This window comes from Enterococcus avium ATCC 14025 (genome assembly GCF_000406965.1).
Classification (GTDB): Bacteria; Bacillota; Bacilli; order Lactobacillales; family Enterococcaceae; genus Enterococcus_A; species Enterococcus_A avium.
In genome coordinates this window covers 482,062-506,661 of sequence record NZ_KE136363.1, presented here as the reverse complement: position 1 = coordinate 506,661, position 24,600 = coordinate 482,062, and the positions used below count along the sequence as shown (strand labels likewise).

19 protein-coding genes and 1 pseudogene are annotated in these 24,600 nt (G+C 40.3%); 16 read left to right on the top strand and 4 right to left on the bottom strand.

From position 1 onward, the window contains the following. The first annotated feature begins 3 nt into the window (after positions 1 to 3). From OMU_RS12670 to nifJ, 16 genes are all read left to right on the top strand, one after another. Positions 4 to 1,194: an FtsW/RodA/SpoVE family cell cycle protein gene (locus OMU_RS12670; RefSeq protein WP_016180308.1), complete on the top strand. Its 1,191-nt coding sequence runs from the start codon at positions 4 to 6 to the stop codon at positions 1,192 to 1,194. 5 nt (positions 1,195 to 1,199) lie between these two features. Continuing rightward, the gene (locus tag OMU_RS12665; RefSeq protein WP_016180307.1) at positions 1,200 to 4,622 is read left to right on the top strand and encodes a pyruvate carboxylase; all 3,423 of its coding nucleotides are present in this window, start codon (positions 1,200 to 1,202) and stop codon (positions 4,620 to 4,622) included. A gap of 26 nt (positions 4,623 to 4,648) precedes the next feature. Further along, positions 4,649 to 5,755, top strand: a complete 1,107-nt coding sequence (locus tag OMU_RS12660; RefSeq protein ID WP_016180306.1) for a CAP-associated domain-containing protein — start codon at positions 4,649 to 4,651, stop codon at positions 5,753 to 5,755. 1 nt (position 5,756) lies between these two features. Beyond that, positions 5,757 to 6,182, top strand: coding sequence for a YlbF/YmcA family competence regulator (locus tag OMU_RS12655; protein ID WP_016180305.1), 426 nt, complete (start codon positions 5,757 to 5,759; stop codon positions 6,180 to 6,182). Beyond that, a complete protein-coding gene (locus OMU_RS12650) occupies positions 6,169 to 6,516 on the top strand; it encodes a YlbG family protein (RefSeq protein ID WP_164872461.1) in 348 nt (115 codons plus the stop codon). Before OMU_RS12655 ends, OMU_RS12650 begins: the two co-directional genes overlap by 14 nt. 123 nt (positions 6,517 to 6,639) lie before the next feature. Continuing rightward, entirely contained in the window at positions 6,640 to 7,194 is a 555-nt protein-coding gene (gene rsmD / locus OMU_RS12645) for a 16S rRNA (guanine(966)-N(2))-methyltransferase RsmD (RefSeq protein WP_016180303.1), read from the top strand. A 1-nt stretch (position 7,195) separates the two neighbouring features. Beyond that, positions 7,196 to 7,690, top strand: coding sequence for a pantetheine-phosphate adenylyltransferase (gene coaD / locus OMU_RS12640; RefSeq protein ID WP_016180302.1), 495 nt, complete (start codon positions 7,196 to 7,198; stop codon positions 7,688 to 7,690). Continuing rightward, positions 7,671 to 8,723: a SepM family pheromone-processing serine protease gene (locus tag OMU_RS12635; RefSeq protein WP_016180301.1), complete on the top strand. Its 1,053-nt coding sequence runs from the start codon at positions 7,671 to 7,673 to the stop codon at positions 8,721 to 8,723. Before coaD ends, OMU_RS12635 begins: the two co-directional genes overlap by 20 nt. A 108-nt stretch (positions 8,724 to 8,831) precedes the next feature. Then, complete coding sequence (locus tag OMU_RS12630) at positions 8,832 to 9,437, top strand: helix-hairpin-helix domain-containing protein (RefSeq protein ID WP_016180300.1); 606 nt, start codon at positions 8,832 to 8,834, stop codon at positions 9,435 to 9,437. Positions 9,438 to 9,464: 27 nt separating this feature from the next. Then, the gene (locus OMU_RS12625) at positions 9,465 to 9,956 is read left to right on the top strand and encodes a ComE operon protein 2 (protein WP_016180299.1); all 492 of its coding nucleotides are present in this window, start codon (positions 9,465 to 9,467) and stop codon (positions 9,954 to 9,956) included. Between the two features lie 47 nt (positions 9,957 to 10,003). Continuing rightward, on the top strand, positions 10,004 to 12,181 hold the full coding sequence (locus tag OMU_RS12620; RefSeq protein WP_016180297.1) for a DNA internalization-related competence protein ComEC/Rec2: 2,178 nt from the start codon (positions 10,004 to 10,006) through the stop codon (positions 12,179 to 12,181). A gap of 81 nt (positions 12,182 to 12,262) precedes the next feature. Further along, complete coding sequence (gene holA / locus OMU_RS12615) at positions 12,263 to 13,291, top strand: DNA polymerase III subunit delta (RefSeq protein WP_016180296.1); 1,029 nt, start codon at positions 12,263 to 12,265, stop codon at positions 13,289 to 13,291. Positions 13,292 to 13,667: 376 nt separating this feature from the next. After that, entirely contained in the window at positions 13,668 to 14,117 is a 450-nt protein-coding gene (locus tag OMU_RS12610; RefSeq protein WP_016180295.1) for a flavodoxin, read from the top strand. A gap of 30 nt (positions 14,118 to 14,147) precedes the next feature. Next, positions 14,148 to 14,984, top strand: a complete 837-nt coding sequence (locus tag OMU_RS12605; RefSeq protein ID WP_034877130.1) for a sulfide/dihydroorotate dehydrogenase-like FAD/NAD-binding protein — start codon at positions 14,148 to 14,150, stop codon at positions 14,982 to 14,984. Further along, on the top strand, positions 14,977 to 16,386 hold the full coding sequence (gene gltA, locus OMU_RS12600) for an NADPH-dependent glutamate synthase (RefSeq protein WP_016180293.1): 1,410 nt from the start codon (positions 14,977 to 14,979) through the stop codon (positions 16,384 to 16,386). The genes OMU_RS12605 and gltA overlap by 8 nt, the downstream gene beginning before the upstream one ends. An 11-nt stretch (positions 16,387 to 16,397) precedes the next feature. Further along, positions 16,398 to 19,931: a pyruvate:ferredoxin (flavodoxin) oxidoreductase gene (gene nifJ / locus OMU_RS12595; RefSeq protein ID WP_016180292.1), complete on the top strand. Its 3,534-nt coding sequence runs from the start codon at positions 16,398 to 16,400 to the stop codon at positions 19,929 to 19,931. A 267-nt stretch (positions 19,932 to 20,198) separates the two neighbouring features. Here nifJ and rpsT read toward each other — a convergent pair whose 3' ends face one another. The 4 genes and pseudogenes from rpsT to OMU_RS12575 form a co-directional block, all read right to left on the bottom strand. Continuing rightward, the gene (gene rpsT / locus OMU_RS12590; protein ID WP_016180291.1) at positions 20,199 to 20,453 is read right to left on the bottom strand and encodes a 30S ribosomal protein S20; all 255 of its coding nucleotides are present in this window, start codon (positions 20,451 to 20,453) and stop codon (positions 20,199 to 20,201) included. Positions 20,454 to 20,665: 212 nt separating this feature from the next. Further along, positions 20,666 to 22,550, bottom strand: a pseudogene (locus tag OMU_RS12585) (heavy metal translocating P-type ATPase). A gap of 372 nt (positions 22,551 to 22,922) precedes the next feature. Continuing rightward, a complete protein-coding gene (locus OMU_RS12580; RefSeq protein WP_016180289.1) occupies positions 22,923 to 23,756 on the bottom strand; it encodes an undecaprenyl-diphosphate phosphatase in 834 nt (277 codons plus the stop codon). A gap of 126 nt (positions 23,757 to 23,882) precedes the next feature. Then, positions 23,883 to 24,587, bottom strand: a complete 705-nt coding sequence (locus OMU_RS12575) for a histidine phosphatase family protein (RefSeq protein WP_016180288.1) — start codon at positions 24,585 to 24,587, stop codon at positions 23,883 to 23,885. Positions 24,588 to 24,600: the final 13 nt, after the last annotated feature.

Genomic DNA, 24,600 nt, shown 5'->3' with positions numbered 1-24,600 from the left:
CTCTTGCCTAAGAAGATAAAGAAACGTCATTTTTTAGACTATAGTATTTTGATACCTTATTTAATTTTGACTGTGATCGGTTTGATTTTTGTTTATAGTTCAACTTCCTATTTATTGATTACGAATAATGCGAACCCGACAAGTCTGGTAATGAACCAAGGGATTTTCTGGGTATTAAGTTTAGTTGTGATTAGTTTGATGTACAAGATGAAGACAGACGTGCTGAAAAGTCAGCAGCTGATCATTTTTGTTACGTATTTGATCTTTATATTACTAATCGTCGTTCTTTTTTTTGGTGATGAACGAAATGGGGCCAAAGGCTGGATCGATATCGGGGGCTTCACTATGCAGCCAGCTGAATACTTGAAGATCATGGTCATTTGGTATCTTTCATATATTTTATCGAAGCGTCAGGAAACGATCCAAGACAATTTCATCAATGATATGAAACGCCCATTGATCTTAGTTTTTGCTATGATCTTTTTAGTAGCTATTCAACCCGATATGGGGAATGCAGCTATCATCACTTTATTGGCCTTGATTTTGTTATTAGCCAGTGGAGTCAACTGGGTTTACAGCTTAATTATTGGTGGTGTTGGAATTACCGGAAGTTTTCTAGTCATCGAATTTTTAACTCATTTTGGTGATAAGGTTCTTCCTGGGAAATTAAAATACATTGCCAGTCGATTTGAAAGCTTCAAAAATCCATTTAAATTCGAGTTGGATACCGGCCATCAAATGGTCAATGGTTATTATGCGATGTTTAACGGCGGCTGGTTTGGTCGCGGACTTGGTAATAGTATTGAGAAAAAAGGTTTTTTAAGTGAAGCTCATACTGACTTTATCTTCTCTATTGTAATAGAAGAAGTTGGTTTGATCGGCGCTTTTGTTATATTAGCAATTTTGATTTTTATGATCGCACGAATTTACTTGGTTGGAATTCGTTCGAAGAAGCCTTTCAATTCTTTGATTTGTATTGGAATTGGAAGTTTGTTGTTATTACAAGTTTTTATTAATCTTGGTGGTATTTTGGGAATTATTCCTTTGACTGGGATCACGTTCCCGTTTTTGAGTCAAGGAGGAAATAGCTTACTCGTGTTGTCAGTGGGCGTAGCATTTGCATTGAATATCAGTGCGGATGAAAAACGAACGAAGCTTGCAATCGAGTATGAATACTTAAAAAGTCAGGAGTGAAGTGCATGAAAAAGGTATTGGTAGCAAATAGAGGAGAAATTGCAACGCGGGTTTTTCGCGCGTGTAGCGAATTAAACATTAAAACGGTGGCGATCTTCGCAGAGGAGGATCAATATTCGGTCCATCGCTTTAAATCAGATGAGGCATATTTAGTTGGTAAAGGGAAAAAACCGATTGATGCCTATCTAGATATTGAGGATATTATCCGAGTAGCGAAAGAAGCAAAGGTGGATGCCATTCACCCAGGCTATGGTTTCCTTTCAGAAAACTTGGAGTTCGCGAAACGTTGTCGCGAAGAAGGTCTTGTTTTTGTTGGACCTGAGTTGCATCACTTAGATATTTTCGGCGATAAGATCAAAGCAAAAACGGCTGCGTTAGAGGCTGGAATTCCGTCAATTCCTGGTTCTGATGGTCCGGTGGACACGATTGAAGGCGTCTTGGAATTTGCTGAATCACATGGTTACCCGATCATGATTAAGGCAGCGCTAGGCGGCGGTGGTCGCGGGATGCGCGTGGCTCATGATGAAAAAGAGGCTCGTGAAGGCTATGATCGTGCCAAAAGCGAAGCGAAAGCGGCTTTTGGGAATGATGAAATCTACGTTGAAAAATATGTTGCCAATCCTAAACATATTGAAGTTCAAATTTTAGGGGATACTCATGGAAATGTTTTGCATTTATTTGAACGTGATTGTTCGGTACAACGCCGTCATCAAAAGGTTGTCGAAGTAGCACCATGTATCTCCTTGAACACCGAACAGCGAGAAAAAATCTGCCAAGCGGCTGTTCAATTAATGAAGCACGTTGGCTATGTCAATGCTGGAACGGTTGAGTTCTTAGTTGAAGGCGATAACTTCTACTTTATTGAAGTAAATCCGCGGGTCCAAGTTGAACATACGATTACTGAATTAATTACCGGAGTGGATATCGTTACTTCGCAATTGCTGATCGCACAAGGGAAAGACTTGCATAAAGAAATCGGCTTGCCTAAACAAGAGGATGTCCAAATGTCTGGTGCGGCGATCCAATGTCGTGTGACGACTGAAGATCCTTTGAATGGCTTTATGCCGGATACTGGGAAAATTGATACGTATCGCTCACCAGGTGGTTTTGGAGTGCGTTTAGACGTGGGAAATGCCTATGCTGGAGCAACAGTGACGCCATACTTTGATTCTTTATTAGTAAAAGTATGTACCCATGCCTTGAATTTTGATCAAGCAATCGAAAAAATGCAGCGTTGTTTAATTGAGTTCCGGATTCGTGGAGTGAAGACCAATATTCCTTTCATGCACAATGTGATTAGCCATCCTGTTTTTCAAAGTGGTGACGCGAAGACGACCTTTATTGATAATACGCCTGAATTATTTGAGTTTCCACGCGTTCGTGACCGTGGAAATAAAACGATGCGCTATATTTCTGAAATTACAGTTAACGGGTTTCCTGGAATCGAAAAACAAGAAAAACGCTATTTTGAAACACCACGGGCGCCAAAAATTGAGAAAAGAGAAATCGTTACTGCGAAAAATATCTTGGATCAATCTGGTCCAGAAGCAGTTGCTAAATGGGTCAAAGAACAAGATTCTGTCTTATTAACGGATACAACTTTCCGAGATGCCCATCAAAGCTTATTAGCTACGCGAGTTCGTACACATGACCTTCTAAATGTAGCTCAAGCGACGGGAGAAGGTATTCCTGAATTGTTCTCAAGCGAGATGTGGGGCGGGGCGACTTTTGACGTTGCTTATCGCTTCTTGACGGAAGATCCTTGGAAGCGTCTGAAATTATTACGTAAAGCAATGCCGAATACATTGCTGCAAATGCTGTTCCGTGGCTCAAATGCAGTCGGCTATTCTAATTATCCAGACAATGTATTAGAAGAATTTATTAAAGAAGCGGCTCATAACGGCATAGATGTTTTCCGTATCTTTGATAGCTTAAACTGGGTTCCGCAAATGGAAAAAAGCATTCAATATGTTCGGGATGCGGGCAAAATCGCTGAAGCAGCGATTTGTTATACAGGTGATATCCTAGATCCTAACCGTACGAAGTATAACGTTGACTACTATAAAGGTATGGCGAAGGAATTGGAATCAATCGGTGCTCATATGATTGCAATCAAGGATATGGCTGGTCTATTGAAACCACAGGCTGCCTTCCGTTTAATCAGTGAGCTGAAAGAAACAACTGATTTACCAATTCATCTGCATACACATGATACTTCTGGAAATGGACTTATTACACTTTCTGCGGCTGTTAAGGCGGGAGTGGATGTTGTTGACGTTGCAACCAGCGCGATGAGCGGAGCAACCAGTCAGCCAAGTATGAGCAGTTTGTATTTCGCTCTGCAATACGGAGATCGTACGCCTGAGTTAAATTTAAAGAACGTTCGTCAAATCAATCATTATTGGGAAGACGTTCGTCCCTACTATGCAAGCTTTGAAAATGGTATTATGGCTGCTCAAACAGAAGTTTATAATCATGAAATGCCTGGTGGACAATACTCAAATCTGCAACAGCAAGCTAAAGCTGTCGGTTTAGGCGATAAATGGGATGAGATCAAAGAAATGTACCAAACTGTTAATTTGATGTTTGGTGATATTGTAAAAGTTACGCCGTCTTCCAAAGTGGTTGGTGACATGGCATTATTTATGGTGCAAAACGAGCTGACAGAAGAAGATATCTATGATCATGGAGATGAATTAAGTTATCCTGAGTCAGTTGTCAGCTTCTTCCAGGGTGAGCTTGGTCAGCCGGTTGGCGGCTTCCCTGAAAAGCTACAACGTATCATTTTACAAGGACGTCCAGCAATGCAAGAACGTCCAGGTAAATTTGCTGAACCTGTGAACTTTGAAAAAGTGAAGCAAGAATTACAAGAGTTAATCGGCTTTGAGCCAAGTAAGACAGATGTATTAAGTTATCTAATGTATCCGCAGGTCTTCTTGGATTATCAAAAATCCTATGGACAATTTGCAGATGTTACGTTGTTAGATACACCGACGTTCTTTACTGGCATGCGTCTTGGTGAAACAATCAATGTTCAAATTGAAAAAGGGAAAACACTGATTATTCGTTTAGATGAAATCGGAGAAGCAGATGTAGAAGGAAATCGGACACTCTTCTTCAACTTAAACGGTCAACGTCGTGAAATTCTTGTTAAGGATGCGTCAATCAAGAGTGCCGTCCAAACGAAACGTAAAGTTGAACCAACAAATCGTGAACAAATCGGCGCGACAATGACCGGATCGGTCTTGAAGGTCTTAGTGAAAAAAGGCGATCATGTTGAGAAGGGTCAACCATTGCTGATTACCGAAGCGATGAAGATGGAGACTTCCATTGATGCACGTTTTGCAGGCGAGGTATCACATTTATACGTTGAAGAGGGCGAAAGCATTTCTTCCGGCGATTTATTAATTGAAGTAAAAGAAAAATAAGCATTATTAAGTAGGAGCGTTGTTGTGTGAAAAGAGTGATTGGTTTTCTTAGTATTTTATGTATCGTTTTGATTGGTTACTATTTACAGCCAGTCCTCTTTCCGCCTACGCAAAAGCAAGTACCGGTTGAGCAAAAAAATCAAGTGGTACGTCATAAGGCGTTGAAGCATCAAACAATCAAAACAGAAGGCTATGCTCAATATATTTCTCAGCCCATTGATACCTTTGAACAAAAATTTGGTCGTCCGACAAAGATAGAAGATAGCGGATTTTTCTTTCAGACTCGGGATTATGAGCTTGAGCGTGGTATTCTGGAAGTGAATGTAGAAGCTGGTAAAGTTAGTACAATCAAAGTGATGGCTAAAAAGGCGGCTATTGAACCATTTAAGTTTGGAATGACTAGCAGTCAGCTATCTGATCAAATCAATTTATCGGCAGATTTTGCTCTGACCTATGACGAGGAACCTGTGGCGATCGAATTGAGCGAGAATGACATGCGTTTCCGTCCATTGATTGCGTTTGAAAACAACACGTTTGCGATGCTTTTTTTCAACAGCGACAATGAAAAACTGATAGGTGCAGTCTTCTTAGACTTAGAAAATCTATTACGCTTGATGCCTTATCAGATCAACAGTGGGAATCCTCTAGCAAATCGAATACAAGAAAGTAATCTTGATTGGAATGTGTTGAATGCACAAAAGCAGTCGCGGACGATTGAAGCAATCAATCAGTATCGCAATTTAAATAAATTGCCTAAATTAACGGCACCTGATCAATCAATGGAGGATAGTAAAAAGCTTTTAAAAAGCTTCTTAACAAGACCAAAAAGAGTGCTGTCTAATGAGCGTTTAGAAGAGTGGCAGACTGATCAAGGGGCACATTTAAGTAATTTGTCTTTTGAATTATCAGCAGCTGAATTTAAGGATTTAGCTAAACATGAAAAAATCGACTACCAAAGCGGCTTGTTCTATTCACCAATGGTCGATCCTTTATTCAATCTGTTTAATTGGATTAGTCGAGAGCATTTGAATGAAGTATTTCGTACACCTGATGCGGATCTTGGCGTTGCAATTAATCAAGAAAGTGTGCTAGTCTTGTTACAGGAACCAGAAAAAACAAAGGATAGTGAATAAGTTGATTATTAATGATGCTTTCTTTCAGCTAGAGGATCAGAATCAATTGCTGATTCAGGAAATACTAGCGAGTCAAAGCTATAAAAACTATCTGCTAAAAAGAACAGAGATGAACACGAGTCCAGAAGTTGCAAAGCTCAAAAAGGCTTTTCAAAAAGAGAAAGATAAATTCGAACAAATTGCAAGCTATGGGGAGTATGCACCTGACTACCGCCAACTGCAGCGAAGCGTTCGATTGAGTAAACGTGCCCTTGATCTTAACGAGAAAGTGGCAGCCTTTCGTTTAGCAGAAACGGATCTTCAACAATTATTAGATGAAGTTGGTCAACGTATCGCACAGACGATTTCAGCGGAGATCAAGGTTGATGCTGGAAATCCTTTTTTTGAAACAGGGAATCATAGTTGTAAGGGGAATTGTCATGGATAATACTGAATTTATAATGCAAAAAAGACGAGGAATAATTGTTTGGGTCTATTCCTTGAAGCAATTAAAAACTTTAAAGCGATACGGCTTGGTTCATTTTGTCTCAAGAAAGATGAAATATGTGGTATTGTATGTGAATGAAGAGACAGTCGAGGAAGTGGAAGAAAAACTTCAGACGCTGCATTTTGTGCGTCAAGTGGAACGGTCTTATCGCCCAGATATCGAAATGAATTTTGCAGATCGGATTGGAACGAAGGCTGCTTATCAAGTGAAAGATGATGATGAGTTGGATGTAGTAGAAGCCAATACAAAGATTCGATTAGCAGAAACAGTCTAAGTAAGGTGAAAAATGTCTGATTTTTTCAAACATTTTTCATCTTTTTCTTTGATAATATGATTATTCCATTGAGCTTTATTAAATTAGTAGAGATATTTTAGCAGGAAAGAGAGGCATGGGATCATGCGTGTAGTTGCAGGTGAATTTGGCGGTCGGAAGTTAAAAACATTAACGGGAAACAACACACGACCCACGACAGATAAGGTGAAGGGAGCAATGTTTAATATGATTGGTCCTTACTTTGACGGTGGTGCTGCATTAGACCTGTTCTCCGGCAGCGGTTCGCTTGGAATAGAGGCAGTTTCTCGCGGAATGGAACAAGCGGTTCTAGTCGAAAAAAACTATCGTGCCATGGAAATTATTCGTGAAAATGTCTCAATGACTAAACGTGATGCGTCCTTTCAGTTAATGAAAATGCCGGCAAATCAAGCCATTAAGCAATTGGCAGATGGTGATTTGAGATTTGATCTGGTGCTTTTAGACCCGCCTTACGCGAAGCAGGAAATTGTGAAGCAAATTGAAATGCTGCTGGATAATGAGCTATTAACAAATCAGGCGATAGTTGTTTGCGAGACGGATAAAGATGTTATACTGCCACAGAAGATTGGTCAATTAAAAGAACGCAAGCGCCATGATTATGGCATTACTGCTGTAACTATCTATGATTGGGAGGATTAAGATGAAACGAATCGCGCTTTTTCCCGGTAGCTTTGATCCATTGACAATGGGACATATGGATACAATTGAGCGAGGTGCGAAATTATTTGATGAGTTAATCATCGGCATTTTCGTGAATACAAGTAAAAAGAGTTACTTTACTTCGGAAGAAAAACTTGCTATCGTAAAGGAATCTGTCAAACACATCCCGAATGTGCGTGTGATCACTCAAGAGAACGAATTAACCGTGTCTGTAGCCGAAAAGCTTGGGGCAAAATTCCTATTGCGAGGAATCCGCAGTATAAAGGATTATGAGTATGAAAAAGAGATCGCATTGATGAATCGACATCTTGATCAAGAACTAGAAACAGTCTTTTTACTGGCGGAGCCAAAATATAGTCATATTAGTTCGTCAATTTTAAAAGAAGTATGGACATTTAATGGGGATGTCAAAGAATATTTGCCTGAGGCAGTTTATCAGGCGTTGGAAGAGAAGCGTGAGAATAGTGAAAAATAATAAACTTGTCAAACGATTAGCCCTTATTTTCTTAGCCTTAGTAGTAGTAGCATGTGTGATTGTACCGATACCTTACTACATCGAAGAGCCTGGAGAGACAATCGACCTGAAAGAATTGATTACTGTTAATGATAAAAAAGATGAAGATAAGGGTTCCTTCAGTTTAACTTCTGTCGGAATTCGGCGAGCCACCGTTTTTACTGCAATCAAATCAAAGATCGAACCATTCCATGAAATTATTTCTGCAGATGAACTGACTGGCGGAGCCAGCGATGATGAATATATGCAGATTCAAAAATTTAATATGGAAACCTCTCAAAATTTTGCGATTGAGCAGGCATTAAAATTAGCAAATAAACCTTATGAGATGAAGTATAAAGGGGTTTATGTGCTGGGTGTTGAAAAGAACTCAAACTTTTCTGGAAAGATCAGTGTGGGAGACACGGTCACGAAGGCCGATGGAAAAACCTTTACCAGCAGCGAAGATTTCATGAAATATGTAAAATCGCAAAAAGTTGGTCAGAAAATGAAGGTGACCTACACACATGATGGGGAAACAAAGGAAGCTACAGAAAAATTGATTAAGCTTCCCACCGATAAAAAACCGGGAATTGGCATTACATTGACTGACCACACAGAGATCGATTCACAGGAGAAAGTGAAAGTTGATGCCGGAGACATTGGCGGCCCTTCAGCTGGTTTAATGTTTACATTGGAAATCTATGAACAACTCGTTGATAAAGATTTACGTCAGGGTAAAAAAATCGCTGGAACCGGAACGATCAATTCAGAAGGTGAAGTTGGTCGAATCGGTGGTATCGATAAAAAAGTTGCTAGTGCCGCTGCCAGCAATAACAAGGTATTCTTTGCACCAGATGATGAGATTATTAAAGAGATGAAAAAAGCGCAGCCTGGTATCAAGTCAAATTATGAAGAAGCCAAAGCGGCCGCTAAAGAATTAAAGACCGATATGAAGATTGTACCGGTCAAAACGGTACAGGATGCGTTAGACTATTTAGAAAAAATGAAATAACTATTATAAAGGTGTTGGACAATGCGTCCAGCACTTTTTTTGTTAAAAAAGATTGTCTGATAAACGTTTTTTAGAAAAATTGCGTATTTTATTTTAAAGGAGGGTGTTATGAAAGATTTTCTCAAGAAGTATCCGTATCTGTTTGCGGTTCCCGTGGTTTTAATGATTGCTGTTTTTTTCTTTTTAACTAGAGAGCCTGAGGAGGAAACCGTTGATCCAGCACTCTTTTCAACGGAAAGCAGCATAGGGAAAACAACTGAATCAAGCAGTCAGGAGTGGTACGTTGATGTTAAGGGCGCAGTCAAAAAGACTGGCATGTATCGCATCAGACAAGGTATGCGTTTAATGGATGCGATTGATTTGGCAGGTGGATTTACAGAGGATGCGGATCAAAACCAAATGAATTTTTCAAAATTATTAGCAGATCAAGAAATTATTTATGTGCCAAAAATCGGAGAAGAAGTCCCTGTAATCAACGAAGTCAGCCCAACTGGAGGTGGGACAGGCTCAAACTCAGAAACAGCAAAAATCAATATCAACACAGCTGACGCAGCTGAATTACAGCAGTTATCAGGAATCGGTGAAAAGCGTGCTGCGGACATCATAAAATACCGTGAAGAAAATGGCAGTTTTCATACGGTAGAAGATTTGACCAAAGTATCCGGAATTGGCGAAAAGACGCTTGAAAATTTAAGGGACTCGATTACAATATAAGAAAGATCGAAAGAGAGGACGACAAATTTGACAACAGAAAGAATTCCTTGGGACCAATATTTTATGGCGCAGGCCGTTTTACTATCATTAAGAAGCACGTGTACTCGTTTGGAGGTTGGCGCGACTATTGTGCGAGACAAGCGAATCATTGCCGGAGGGTACAATGGTTCAGTCAGCGGCGATGTCCACTGTATAGATGAAGGCTGTTATGTTGTTGACGGACATTGTTTACGAACGATTCATGCGGAAATGAACGCGTTATTGCAGTGTGCTAAATTGGGGATCGCGACGGATCAAGCGGAGGTTTACGTGACACACTTTCCATGTTTGGCGTGTACTAAAGCTTTGCTGCAGGCTGGAATCAAAAAGATTCATTACTTAAAGGATTATCGCAATGATCCATATGCAATCGAGTTAATCAATCAAGTTGGTGCCAGTGCACATCAGGTTCACTTGGAAAGCAAATACTTTACAAAATTGCAATTAGGAGAAGATGCTGCCACATTACCAAAAGGATAGACTCCCTGCGCAATTATTTAATCTTACCGATTCTGAGCGCTATTTTAGTGGCGAGTTTGTTTTATCAGTTTCATTTATTGCTGTTGTTGCTATTAAGTAGTTTAATTATTCGAATGATCTGCATGAAAAATCGTTGGCTATGGCTGATGGTCTTTTTGTGCAGTTTTTTTCTTAGTTTACGAACGTATTATTATGTAAATAAAATAGAGAATGAGCCTCAGAGGATAACAAATGGGTATTTGAAAATTCAAACGGATTCGATAAAGGTTGATGGGAATTTCCTAAAGTTGACAGGAAAAATACAAGGGAAAAAATATTTCGTTTATAATACCTTGAAGTCTCCAGCAGAGAAGGCGATTTGGCAAGGAAAAGCGTTGCCTAATATGGCTATAGTCAATGGCGATACCGAAGATTTTGACAATGCCAGAAATCTAAATGGATTTGATGCAAAAAAATACTATCAAAGCCTTGGGTTTACTCAAGTTTTGCAAGCAAAGGCAATAAAGCCTGTAAAAATACAGCGATTTTCAATCAGTGATGTGCGGCAACGCTTGATTTGGAGGATTGACCGGCGTTATTCTACGCGATTGGCTAGTTATATCAAAGCACTGATAATTGGCTATAAAGATGCTCAATTTGCTGATTATACCTCTGCCTACAAGACAACAGGACTCTTGCATTTGTTTACGCTATCAGGGATGCATATCCAGTTTTACTTAGGCGGGGTTCATTTACTTCTGAAGAGAGCTGGGCTGGTCAGAGAGACGCGGCTTCTTTTGTTGAGTGCAGTTGGACTTCTATTGATCATTTTGACTGGTAGCGGTTTTAGTACAATTCGGGCAGTTGTGAGTTTTCTCATTGCTTTTGCTTGTTTGACCCTCGAAATCCAGCTTTCAAAACTTGATCAGTGGAGTATTATGCTATTTTTACTAATCCTTTGTTTTCCATTAGTATTTTGGTCAGTTGGTGCACAGCTAAGCTTATATTTTGCGTTGATACTGTCCTATCTTAATGATTTGCGACTAAAAAAATGGCAACAGCTAGTTTTATTTTCTGCTTTTGCCTTGCCGATTATGATCTATAGCTTTAGTGAATGGACAATTATCGGCGGGTTATTTACGATCCTACTGTTTCCTCTTTTCGAATGGTTGATCTTACCAGGGTGTATCGTTCTCTTTTTGGGCTGCTTTTTGCCAATCCCGCAATTTTTAAGTTTTTTACTAGAGCAGTTCTTTCGATTACTTGAAAAAGTATTAGCGTTAGCAGCTTTTCCAAATCTAACGATAGGTCGTCCAACGTTTACGATCCTCTTATTTCTCATTCTGATTGTTCTTTTATTAATTGATCGTTTGAAATATCAGCGAAAAACATATTGGTTATTGGGGATTGCCTTCTTGCTAATAGCTTCTGTCTCTTTTTCAGCAAAGGGTATGGTCGCTTTTGTGGATGTGGGTCAGGGAGATAGTATCTTTATCAAGCTGCCCTTCAAGCAGGAGACCTTTTTGATTGATACAGGGGGCCGCTTAAAATTCAGGCAAAAGAAGTGGCAGAGGCGTCAACAAAAGCACCTTTCGGATTACAATCTGCTGCCGTTTTTGAAATCTTTAGGTTGTACAAAAATTGATCATTTATTAATTACTCATAATGATGCCGATCATATGGGAGAATTGGTGAACGTGATAGATAACGTTAAGGTAAAAAATCTCTACTTAGCAAAGGGTTCTCAAGTAGAGCTGAAGACGCTTATTCAATCAATCAAGGGCACTAAGATCCATTTAGTGAAAAAGGGAGATACAGTCGGTAATAAGCTTAAGGTACAGATACTTTCACCTGAAAAGAGCACAGGTGAAAACGATGATTCACTGGTCACTTATTTTACAATAAATCATCAACGTTTCTTATTGACTGGCGATTTAGAAACCACAGGAGAAGAAACGCTGATTCGAAATTATCCGCAGCTGAAAACAGACTTTCTAAAGGTTGGTCATCATGGCAGCAATACGTCAACTGGAAAAGAGTTGTTAGAAAAAGTCCGGCCGAAATACGCGATCATTTCTGCTGGTAAAAAGAACCGTTACGGTCATCCGACTCAAGAGACCCTAACAAAATTAAACAAGCAGAAAATTCGCGTTTTTCGAACAGATCAACAAGGGATGATTTATTATCACTGGTCCGCTATTACAAAATGGGGAGAAATCAAACTCCTAATAGATTTTCTGGAATAATCGTGGTAGCATAAATAGTCAGGTCTTTCGTTTATCGATAAGGTCATATGAAGAACAATAGTTTGAATTAGGAGTAATGACATGAATACACAAGAAGCCCTTCAGCAAATCAGAAATGCGTCATTGAAACCGGTCTATCTTGTAACCGGGACGGAAGATTATTTGATTCAGGAAATACGTCAGGCGTTTTTAGATCGAATGAAGAAGGATGATTTAGAGGAATTGAACTTCATGTCTTTTGATATGGAAGAAAATGGCTTAGGAGCAGTGATTGACGAGGCTGAAACTTTACCTTTTTTTGGTGATTATCGTTTGATTTTTGTCGAGAAGCCTTATTTTTTAACTGGTGAGAAGAAAAGCAATGTTCCCGAGCAAGATACTGATAGTTTAGTAGATTATTTAAAACAGCCACTGGATACTTCGATCGTTGTTTTTTGGGCAACCTACCCCAAGCTGGATGCCCGCAAAAAAATCACGAAGGCCTTGAAAAAGACCACGGTGATTGATGCAGCACCATTACAAGAAAGAGATTTGCGCAATTTTTTACAGCGTTACATTAGTAATGAACAAGTAAAGATTTCAAAGGAAGCCTTTGATTTATTCTTGCGCTTAACTGATTTTGATCTTTCAAAGGCGATGAACGAAATTGAAAAGCTGCTATTGCTTGCAGGCGAAGGCGGAACAATCACCCTTCAATTGGTCCAAGATTTGGTACCTAAAACGTTGGAACACAATATTTTTGAACTGACTGAACAGATTTTAAAAGGGGATACAGCAAAAGCCTATCAAACCTACGAAGAGCTCCATCTTCAGGGGGAGGAGACTATCAAATTGACCGCCATCTTGATTGGTCAGATCCGCTTGCTCTTACAAACAAAAATTTTGCAAAAAATCGGTTATCAGCAGGCCAATATCGCTGAGACCTTAGGTGTACATCCTTATCGTGTGAAGCTGGCGATGCAGCAGGTAGCCAAATTTCCTTTGGATTTACTCGTGTCTATGTACGATGAATTGGTGGAAAATGATTATGAGGTAAAAACGGGACAAGCTGAGAAAGAATTGAGTTTTCAGTTGTTTATTTTAAAATCAACAGAACGCATCAAAAATTAGAATTTTTTCTCAATTGGATTCTATAATTATCCAATTTATTAAACCAGCAGGTCAATTTTGACAGGCTGGTTTTTGCGTATTTTTAGCAGTCGATAATAAAAATATACCGCTAAATGAAAAGCTTTCTCAATTAGAGTCTTGAGAACTCAAAAAACCAGCGAAAAACAGGTTTTATTAAAAAAATAACGAATAAAAATCCCAATGAGATGTTCATTAATTCACGGTTTTGAGTTATGATTAAAGTGGCAAACTTCTAATATTTATTTTGAAGTTTCTTTCCAAAATGCAAAAAAGGGCTTTCATTATTTAAGGAATAATAGCCAAATCTTATTGGCTTTATTTATCCAAAATCAGATAAGAAGGAAGGATGAACAAAATGACACTAGCAAAGATCGTTTATGCAACTAACACAGGAAACACAGAAGGAATCTCTGAAATTCTGGAGGATGCTTTCGAAGCGAACGGTATTGACGTTGAACGCGTTGACGCTGATGATGCGGAAGCAGATTTTTATGAAGATGCGGATATCTGTGTCCTAGCTACCTATACTGATGGAGATGGCGAGATCCCGTTTGATTTGGAAGACTTCCACGAAGAACTACAAGAGGAAGATCTATCAGGAAAAGTTTATGGTGTTGTAGGAAGCGGAGACAGCGAATTATATCCAGATTATTTCTGTCATGCAGCGATTGCATTCGATGAAGCCTTTGCTAAAACTGGGGCAAAAAAAGCAGCAGAAACTGTGAAAATCGAAAATGAAGCAGACGATGATGATGAAGAAGTATTGAAGGCTTTCGTTAAAACGCTGATTGAAGCAGCGGAATAAGGAATCACATTGAAAGAACGGAGTGAGGATTTGTTTAAAGTATTAGAACGCAAGGAACTGGCACCAACTGAGTTTGAAATTTTAGTTGATGCACCACGAATTGCCAGTAAAGCGCAACCAGGGCAGTTTGTGATCTTGCGAATCGACGAAAATGGTGAGCGTATTCCGCTGACTGTCGTTGATACGGACAAAGAAGCGGGTTGGGTACGCTTAATCTTTCAAGTGATCGGCAAATCGACAGCCCAGCTCGCGACTGTTATGGCTGGTGAAGCTTTAACGGATATTGTAGGGCCCTTAGGAAAAGCGACAGATATTGAGAATTATGGTACCGTTCTCTTAGTAGGAGGCGGTGTTGGGATAGCAGCATTATTCCCGATCGTAAAAGGGCTAAAGGAAGCCGGCAATCGGGTAATTACAGTTCTTGGAGCGAAAAACAAGGATTTATTGATTCTTCAAGAAGATTGCGGAAAGTATTCCGACGAGTTGATTCTGATGACGGATGATGGTTCAGTTGGACAAAAAGGGCTAGTTACGGATGCCATGGAAGAAGTTTTCAAACGTGAAAAAATTTCGATGGCCTGGGCGATTGGTCCAAGTATTATGATGAAGTTTTGTACGCTTACGGCAAAAAAATACGAGGTGCCGATCTATGTTTCATTAAATCCAATTATGATTGATGGAACGGGTATGTGCGGCGGTTGTCGTGTAACCGTTGATAATTCGATTAAATTCGCCTGTGTTGACGGGCCGGAATTTTTAGGCGAAGAAGTTGATTGGGATGAGTTTGTCAATCGAATGCAGCAATATCGTCCAGAAGAATTACTGGCTAACGAAAGATATGAAAAGCAGGTGAGTTCAAATGGCTAAACGCAGTTATACAAAAACGCCAATGAAGGAGCAAGCCCCTGAGATTCGCAATCAAAACTTTGATGAAGTGGCATTGGGCTATACCTTGGAAGAAGGACAACTTGAGGCGAGTCGTTGTTTGCAATGTAAAAATGCTCCCTGTATTACGGGATGTCCTGTAATGATCGATATTCCTGGTTTTATCAAAGCAATCGAAGAAGGAAATATGCCGCTGGCTTACGAAATTCTAGGTCGGTATACGAATTTACCTGCGATCTGCGGGCGCGTTTGCCCACAGGAAAAACAATGTGAAATGGTTTGTCGATTAGGGCGCTCGAAGAAGTTTGAGCCCGTGGCCATCGGGAAGCTAGAACGTTTAGTTGCAGATTGGGCCTTGGAGCAACCATTAGAATACAAAGAAATCAATAGTGATAAGGGCCGTGTGGCAGTGATTGGCTCAGGACCTTCCGGACTTACTACTGCTGGTGATTTAGCGAAATTAGGCTACGATGTAACTGTCTATGAAGCGCTACATGCTCCAGGTGGAGTTTTGACATACGGAATTCCAGAATTCCGGCTGCCAAAACGAATCGTTAAGCAGGAAATCGAGCGAATTGTCGCACAAGGGGTAAAAATTGAAACAAACGTCGTCGTAGGAAAAACGATTACTATGGACGAGATCATTGATGAGTTCGATGCCTGTTATCTATCTGTTGGAGCCGGCGCTCCAAGATTCCAAGGCATCAAAGGGACCTCGTTAAACGGAGTCTACTCATCTAGTGAATACTTAACTCGAGTAAATTTGATGCATGGCTATCAATTTCCTGAATACGATACCCCTGTTCAAAAATCAAAAAATGTCGTTGTTATCGGTGGCGGAAATGTTGCGATGGATGCAGCACGGTCAGCAAAACGTTTAGGTGCAGATAAAGTATCCATTGTTTATCGACGCTCGTTAGAAGAATTACCAGCTCGTGAGGAAGAGTATCACCATTCAGTCGAAGAAGGAATTGAATACCATTGGTTAAGCAATCCAATCGAATACATAGATGATGGCAATGGACGATTACAAGCCGTCAAATGTGTTCAAATGGAGTTAGGCGAACCAGATGAATCTGGCCGTCGGCGACCGATCGTCATTCCAGGCAGTGAATTCATTATTGAAGCAGATACTGCTATCGAAGCAATCGGACAAGGGGCGAATAAGGTTTTATTAGATACGTTCCCTGAGCTTTCACTGAATAAATGGGGATACATCGATGCTGATGAAGAAACCTGTGCAACCTCGATCCCAGGTGTTTTCGCTGGAGGAGATATTGTGACAGGAGCAGCCACTGTTATCTTAGCAATGGGTGCTGGAAAAATCGCAGCAAATGAGATTGATCAATACATTCAAAAGACAAAGCAGGAGCAATTGGTTTAAGCGAGGTGCAAATGATGAAAACTATGAAAACAATGGATGGAAATACAGCAGCGGCGCATATATCCTACGCATTTACTGAAGTTGCAGGAATCTATCCGATCACTCCTAGTTCAACGATGGCGGAAGTCGTTGATGAGTGGGCAGAACAGGGTCGCAAGAATATTTTCAATGAGACAGTTAAAGTAGTAGAAATGCAATCAGAAGCCGGTGCTGCTGGAACGGTCCATGGTTCCTTGAAAACAGGAGTTCTAACCACGACTTATACAGCTTCGCAAGGTTTGCTGTTGATGATTCCAAACATGTTTAAAATCGCTGGTGAGTTATTACCGACCGTTTTCCATGTAGCGGCGCGGGCAGTATCTACCAATGCATTAAGTATCTTCGGTGATCACAGTGATGTAATGGCGGCTCGTCAAACGGGCTTTTGTATGCTGGCTGAAGGCAGTGTCCAAGAAGTTATGGATCTATCTGCAGTGGCACACTTAGCAAGTATCGAAGGCAGACTGCCCTTCATGAACTTTTTTGATGGATTTAGAACAAGTCATGAGCTCCAAAAAATCGAAGTCATTGACTACGATGATTTGAAGGCGATGATGAACTGGGAAGCTTTAGCTAATTTTAGAAGATTAGGAATGAACCCTAATCGTCCAAATGTCTCGGGTACAGCTCAAAATCCCGATATTCATTTCCAACAAAGAGAAACGGTCAATCGCTATTATGATGAAATGCCTGCGATTGTGCAAAAGTATATGAACAAGATCAACAATCTGCGTGGTACGAATTATGATCTGACGAATTATTACGGTGATCCTGAAGCAACAGAAGTGATCATCGCGATGGGATCGGCTTCACCAACGATTCAGCAAACGGTTGATTATTTGAATGCTAACGGTCGTAAAGTTGGCTTTTTGGATATTCATTTATATCGTCCATTCCCAGCAGAAAACTTATTAGAGAAATTACCAGAAACGGTTGAAAAAGTAGCGGTTCTAGATCGGACGAAAGAACCTGGATCAGACGGCGAACCTTTATTGCTGGATGTACAAAGTGTTCTTTATCGTCATACCAATCGACCAATCGTTATCGGCGGTCGTTACGGAATTGCTTCTAAAGATGTGACACCCGATCAAATCGTCGCTGTTTTCAATCATTTGCTATTCCCAGCTGCTGAGCTGAAGCAACGATTTACCATCGGAATCATTGATGATGTAACAAATCTATCCTTGCCAATGAGCGAAGTGCTAGATTTAACACCAAAATCCACCTTCCAAGCGAAATTCTGGGGACTTGGATCAGATGGTACTGTTGGAGCGAATAAGCAAGCAATCAAGATTATCGGGAACAATACCGATTATTATGCACAAGCCTATTTCTCTTACGATTCGAAGAAGTCAGGCGGATTGACGAATTCTCATTTACGTTTCGGGAAAGAACCTATCCTTTCGACTTACAATGTAGAAGCGGCTGATTTTGTCGGCTGTCACAATAGCGCTTATATCCATCAATATGATTTATTAAAGGGCTTAAAAGATGGCGGCACCTTCTTGCTGAATACTGTTTGGGATGAAGAGAAGGTCAAGCAATTATTGCCAAATCGCCTCAAACGCTATTTAGCTGACCACAAAATTAATTTCTATATTATCAACGCGATGGATATCGCTCAAAAAACGGGCTTAGGCGGACGGATCAATCAAGTGATGTCAACAGCTTTCTTCGAGCTGACGGATATCATGGATCACGAGACCTATTTGCCACTGCTTAAGGCAGAAGTAGATGCAGCCTATGGGAAGAAATCTAGGACGATCGTTGAACGAAATTGGCAGGCGATTGATGCGACTGTCGCTGAATTGAAGAAGATCGAGATTCCAGATGAATGGGCTGAAGTTGAAGGCAAGGCGCTATTTAGCGGCGGTGATCAAACCAAACCTGCCTACATCCGCAATATTCTTGAACCAGTCAATCGTCAGGAAGGAAATCAGCTTTCTGTCAATGACCTGATCGAAAACGGCATGCTAGGCGGCGTAATGCCATCTGGTACAGCGGCTTATGAAAAACGCGGAATTGCTTTGGAAGTTCCTGAATGGATTCCTGAAGCATGTACAATGTGTAATGAATGCGCCTTTATCTGTCCGCATGCGGCAATTCGTCCATTTCTTGCTGATGATGAGGAAATGGCAGCAGCTCCTGAAGGCTTCATTACCCGTGATATGCGCGGAAAAGACGGCTTAAAATACCGTATCCAAGTTTCTTTGGAGGACTGTACTGGTTGCGGCCTTTGCGTAGAAATTTGTCCTGCTAAAGAAAAGGCTTTAGTGATGAGATCATATGAGGAACAAAAAGAACAAGCGATGAATTGGGCATTCGCAATGACTCTGCGTCAAAAAGAGAATCCAGCGAAGAAATTCTCGGTTAAGGGTTCTCAATTCGAACAGCCGTTGCTTGAGTTTTCGGGAGCGTGCGCAGGCTGTGGTGAAACACCATATGTGAAGCTATTGACTCAGTTGTTCGGAGATCGGATGATGGTCGCAAATACGACTGGCTGTTCTTCTATCTGGGGCGGTTCAGCACCAGCGACACCATATACAGTTAATCAAGACGGCCGCGGTCCGGCTTGGAGTAACTCGCTATTTGAAGACAATGCTGAATATGGCTTAGGAATGCATATGGCGAATGAAACTAAACGAAATCGAGTAGCAAATAAAATTACCTCAGCCTTAGCAAAAGGTCTTGGTTCTGAAGATACAAAAGCACAGCTGCAGGACTGGCTGGATCATATGTTAGAAGGCGAAGGAAGTCAGCAACGTGCTGCTAAATTAGGCGCAGTATTAAGTGAAGAAACAGATCCTGAGTTGCAGTCTATTTTAGCTGACAGAGAAATGTTTGCTAAACCTAGTCAATGGATCATTGGCGGAGACGGTTGGGCATACGATATCGGCTTTAGCGGAATCGACCATGTTCTTGCTTCTGGCGAAGATGTGAACATTTTGGTAATGGATAATGAAGTTTATGCCAATACCGGTGGTCAAATGTCGAAAGCAACACCATCAGCAGCTATTGCAAAATTCGCTGCCGGCGGTAAGAAGACAAAGAAAAAGGATCTTGGGATGATTGCAATGACTTATCGCGATGTTTATGTCGCGCAAATCGCGATCGAGGCCAATCCAACACAGGCTTTAAAAGCAATTCAAGAGGCGGAGGCTTATCCCGGACCTTCATTGGTTATCGGATACACACCCTGTATCAATCACGGTATCCGCGGTGGTATGAGTAAATCAATCGAAGAATCTAAAAAAGCCGTGGAATCAGGCTATTGGCCGCTTTATCGCTATGACCCTATTCGTGCACAAAAAGGGAAAGATCCAATGCGCATCGACTTCAAGAAAACGGACTTCAGCAAGATGAATGAATTCTTAGAAGGTCAGACTCGCTTCTCTGCTTTGCATAACATAAAGAAAGATGAAACGTTAGTAGCAGAGATGTTGAATCAAACAGTTGAAGATATGGAAGAACGCGTGAAAAGTTATGAAGAACTAACGAATAAATAAAGCATGGAGCTGTGACAAAAGACTTGTCATAGCTCCTTTTTCCGAATAAACGGTGTTCCAGAAGTAGCTTCTTCTACGCAAGCTCCGCATACAGTTACTGCTAAGTTTCACTAAGCAGAACTAGCATTCGGAAATAAGCCGAAATTTCACAAAAATTTGAGAAACAATTTTCGGAAATTCCTTCTTATTTCTTGAAGCTGACCACTTCTGTCACAACCTCATCTTTATAAGAACAAATAAAAAAACCGATCAAACGATCGGTTTTTATTATTTAGCTAATTTTTTAGCAAGACGTGCTTTATCACGGTTTGCTTTGTTTTTGTGGATCAAACCTTTTGATTCAGCCATATCGATTGCTTTAGCAGCTTCTTTGTAAAGGTCGTTCATATTTTCAGCGCCAGCAGCAACAGCTTCTTCGAATTTCTTAACAGTAGTACGCATTGCGCTCATTTGTGATGAGTTTTTAGCGTTAGCAGCTTCGCTAGTGCGGACACGTTTGATTGCAGATTCAATGTTTGGCATGGATTTCACCTCCGAATTCAGTCTTATACGGTTAATACCGTACAATTCAACATTACTCATTATACATAAAGCCGCTTTTTAATGCAATAAAATCGTGACAAGTTTTTTTCCTTAACAGAAAATAAAGGAAATTGTTTTATGTTAGTTTCTGGTCATGATTTACAAAGTGCAGGGCTCAAAAGAAGCAGAATCGGAATCGATTCTGCTTCTTTCTAATGTTCTGCCTTATAAAGCGGGCAAGAGCTGCATCTTGTTTCATCCAAGCTGACAGGTTCCTTTAATGGCATCAGCATTCGTAGTCCATTTAGAATCACTAAAATGGTGCTTCCTTCATGTCCCACGACTCCTAAAGGAAGGGTGAGAAATTGAAGAAAATTACTAGCAATTAACAAGACGATTACACATAAAGAGAAGATAATATTCTGCCGAACGATTCGTCTCATTTTCTTCGCTAAACGATGACTGTACATCAGTTTAGTCAAATCATTTTTCATTAAAACCATGTCAGAAACTTCCATTGCCACATCTGTTCCTTCTCCCATGGCAATTCCTATACTAGCAGTGGCGAGAGCAGGGGCATCATTAATCCCATCGCCAACCATCGCATTGATGGTATATTCTTTTTGCTGCTGCTTTACAAGCTCGGTTTTATCAGCAGGGAGACAGCCGCCGTGATAATCATTTAAGCCTAACTGTTGAGCGACATATTTCGCTGCTCCAAGATTATCACCAGTAAGCATTACTGTTTCGACTGCTTGTTCCTGAAAGTAGGAGATTACTTCAGAGGTAAATGGTTTAGGCAAATCCATCAAGGCCAGAAGCGCAACGATTTCTTCATTTTTACTAAGAACAACGACTGTTTTACCTTCGTTGTGCCATTGTTCAACGAGGGGATGCTGCTGATTCTTCATTGGTTTTCCTAATTGCCAGGTCTCGCCGCGATAGGTAGTTTGTAACCCGAAACCGGCCTTTTCTTCCACCTGTAGTTCCAGCGTTTTTTCATCCTTAAAGAAATTGGTAATTGCAACGGCTAATGGATGAGTAGATTGTCGTTCCATCGAGTAAAATAATTGTGGGATGACAGGTTCATCAGAAAATGTTTTGTAATCTGTTACTCTTGGTTTTCCTTGGGTCAATGTTCCCGTCTTATCAAAGGAGATTGCTCGCAATTCAGCTAATTTTTCAAGGGTTTTTCCGGATTTGAACAGGATGCCTTTTTTTGCACCATTGGAGATCGCTGCAAGTGTCGCCGGAGTAGCAGAGGCTACCAAAGCACAAGGTGAAGCAACCACTAACAGCACCATTCCGCGATAGAAGCTTTCTGTAAAACTCCAACCAAGCGCAAAGTGAGTCAATAGAATCATTAAAGGAACTGCGATCAGAACGATCTTCACATAAACGTTCTCAATTTTTTCAATGAACGTTGCAGTAGCACTTTGTTCATTTTGAGCGTTTTCAACTAATTTCAGAATCTGGGCAAACAAGGTATCATCGCTGGTTTTGGTCACTTCTAATGTAAAAGCCTGACCTAGATTAATCGTTCCGCTGAAGGCATCATCATTTACGGATTTTTCTACGGGAACAGATTCTCCCGAAATTGCTGACTCGTCAATTGAAGAAGAAGATAGCATGCGACCGTCTATCGGGATTGCTTGGCCCTTTGGTACGAAAACAAAATCACCAATGGCTAATTCTTCGACAGGAATCGTAATGTGTTTTTCATCGACGATTTTTATCGCCTCATTTGGAGCTACATTCATCAAAGCTGTGATTTCCTTAGTACTTTTGTTAGTAGCGTATTCCTCCAAAGCACCGCTTAAACAGAAGATAAAGGTCAGCATCGCTCCTTCAAACCAGTTTCCAATTAAACAGGCACCGATTGCTGCTAACGCCATTAATAAATCGACATTCAACGTACGTTCATGAATTAATTCACTGAGTCCTTCATAGGTCTGTTTCCAACCACCGCTAATGATCGCCAAGACAAAAAAGAGCGGATAGATTGATTGGGAAAGCGCAATCAGCATTTTTCCAATAATTAAAAAAAACTAAACAGAAAAGGGTAGAGAGAAAAGCATTTCGTTCTTTTTTACTCATCACTTTTCCTCCTTTCGTATTTGTAAGCTGTGAAATTAATTCACTAGCTATCCTCACCATTATAGTAACACAGCAGCCTAGATAAATGATAATAAAATCCGCTAATTGAGAACGAAAGTAATTATCAATTAGATTTGAGAATGACTATCATTAGTAATTAAGCTAGTGAAAGCTATCATATCAACGATGTGAAGAAAATTTTCTTTTTGTTTCCAATTTATAATTAGTATTATTAACCTTGTTGAGAAATCACTATGCAAATAGAAATAGGCAAATGATTTCACATTAAATACGATGTTTAATTAATAAATCAAAAAAAGTTCCAAGCTCAATGTTTCAAGCCTGGAACTTTTTTTGTATTCATTTTAGATACTACATAGCAATCAGCCAATAGCCGATCAAGATGATTCCTAGAACGATTCGATACCAGCCAAAAACGGTAAAATCATTTCGTTTAATATAATCCAACAAGAATTTGATAGCAATGATCGAAACAACAAAGGCAGTCACCATACCGACTAATAAAACAACGATTTCTGAAATACCAAAGCTATTTCCATTCAACAAGAATTTGACGATTTTTAATCCACTAGCACCAAACATTACTGGAATACCTAAGAAGAAAGAAAATTCCGTTGCTACAAAGCGTGAGCTTCCGATAATGATAGCCCCTAAAATCGTTGCTCCAGAACGTGAAGTTCCGGGAATCAAGGATAGCAGCTGAAAGGCTCCAACAATCAATGCAGCTTTATAGGTAAAATCATTTAAATTGGTACATTTAGGTGTTTTTGTTTTATTGTGTCTTTCAACAACAATAAAGGCGATCCCATAAACGATCAGCATGATCGCTACTGGTAAGAATTTGTGAAAATGGGCCTCTAAAAAATCATCTAGCGGCAATCCAATCACCGCAGCAGGCAAACAGGCGATAATTACTTTGAACCATAATGTCCAAGTATCATTTCTTTCCTGATGCGATTTACTAGATGAGAAGGGGTTGAGTTTATTGAAATATAAAACCACCACAGCTAAAATAGCGCCTAACTGAATTACAACATTGAACATTTCAGTAAAAGCAGCGCTCATATTCATCTTGATGAACTCATCTGCTAAAATCAAATGACCCGTGGAAGAAATTGGCAACCATTCGGTAATCCCTTCGACGATCCCAAGAATAATTGCTTTAAAAATATTGGCAATAAGCATAGTTTACGTCCTTTCAAATTAATAACAATCATTAGTATACCGTTTCACCTTTAAAAAGACCATCGAAAAAAGGCTAAGCTTTTTATAAGAAAAAAACTGCCGATAAGATATCGACAGTTCCAATTTCTATTCGTCAATTTGATCTGAGATGGTTTTTCCGCGTTCCATATAACTGATATCATTGATTGCGCGGATGGAGAATTCTCCATTCTCGTAACGCAAACGATTGATACTGCCGTTAAGCAGGTTTGCACGAACCGGCTGCTTTGAATCGATTAAGCTTAATAAGAAAGCAATCGTCAACCCATGAGAAACGATGAGGACATTTCCGCCACCTTGCTTTTCCCGATGTTGAGCAATATCTTCAAAACCTTGCCATACACGATCACGCAGCTTTTCATAAGGCTCTGCCCAGTTTGCTGTATCAGCAGCGAAAACGGCATTGGCGATTTCCTCAAAAGTTACTTCAGTTGCAAAAAGCTCATCTTCAGTCTTGAAGTTCAATACTCGTGGTAAAACACCCCACATCTCTGCATCAAAACCACCTTCTAAAGAACCAAAGCACCATTCCCGAATACGGGGATCAACGTGATAAGGAATATCTTTTCCGTCAGGATGTTCGCTCAAAAGAATGCGCATGGTTTCGATTGCTCGACCCGAATCGCTGGAATAAGCTTCTTCAAACTTCGTGTCTTGCAAGCCCAAACCAACATAGTGAATGCCGTCACGCCCGCTCTGAGTAAGGGGAGTGTCACACCAGCCCTGCACTCGAGCCAACGTATTGAACATTGTTTTACCATGTCGAACAATATAAAGATTTGTTTCTGCCATATTTAAAACCTCC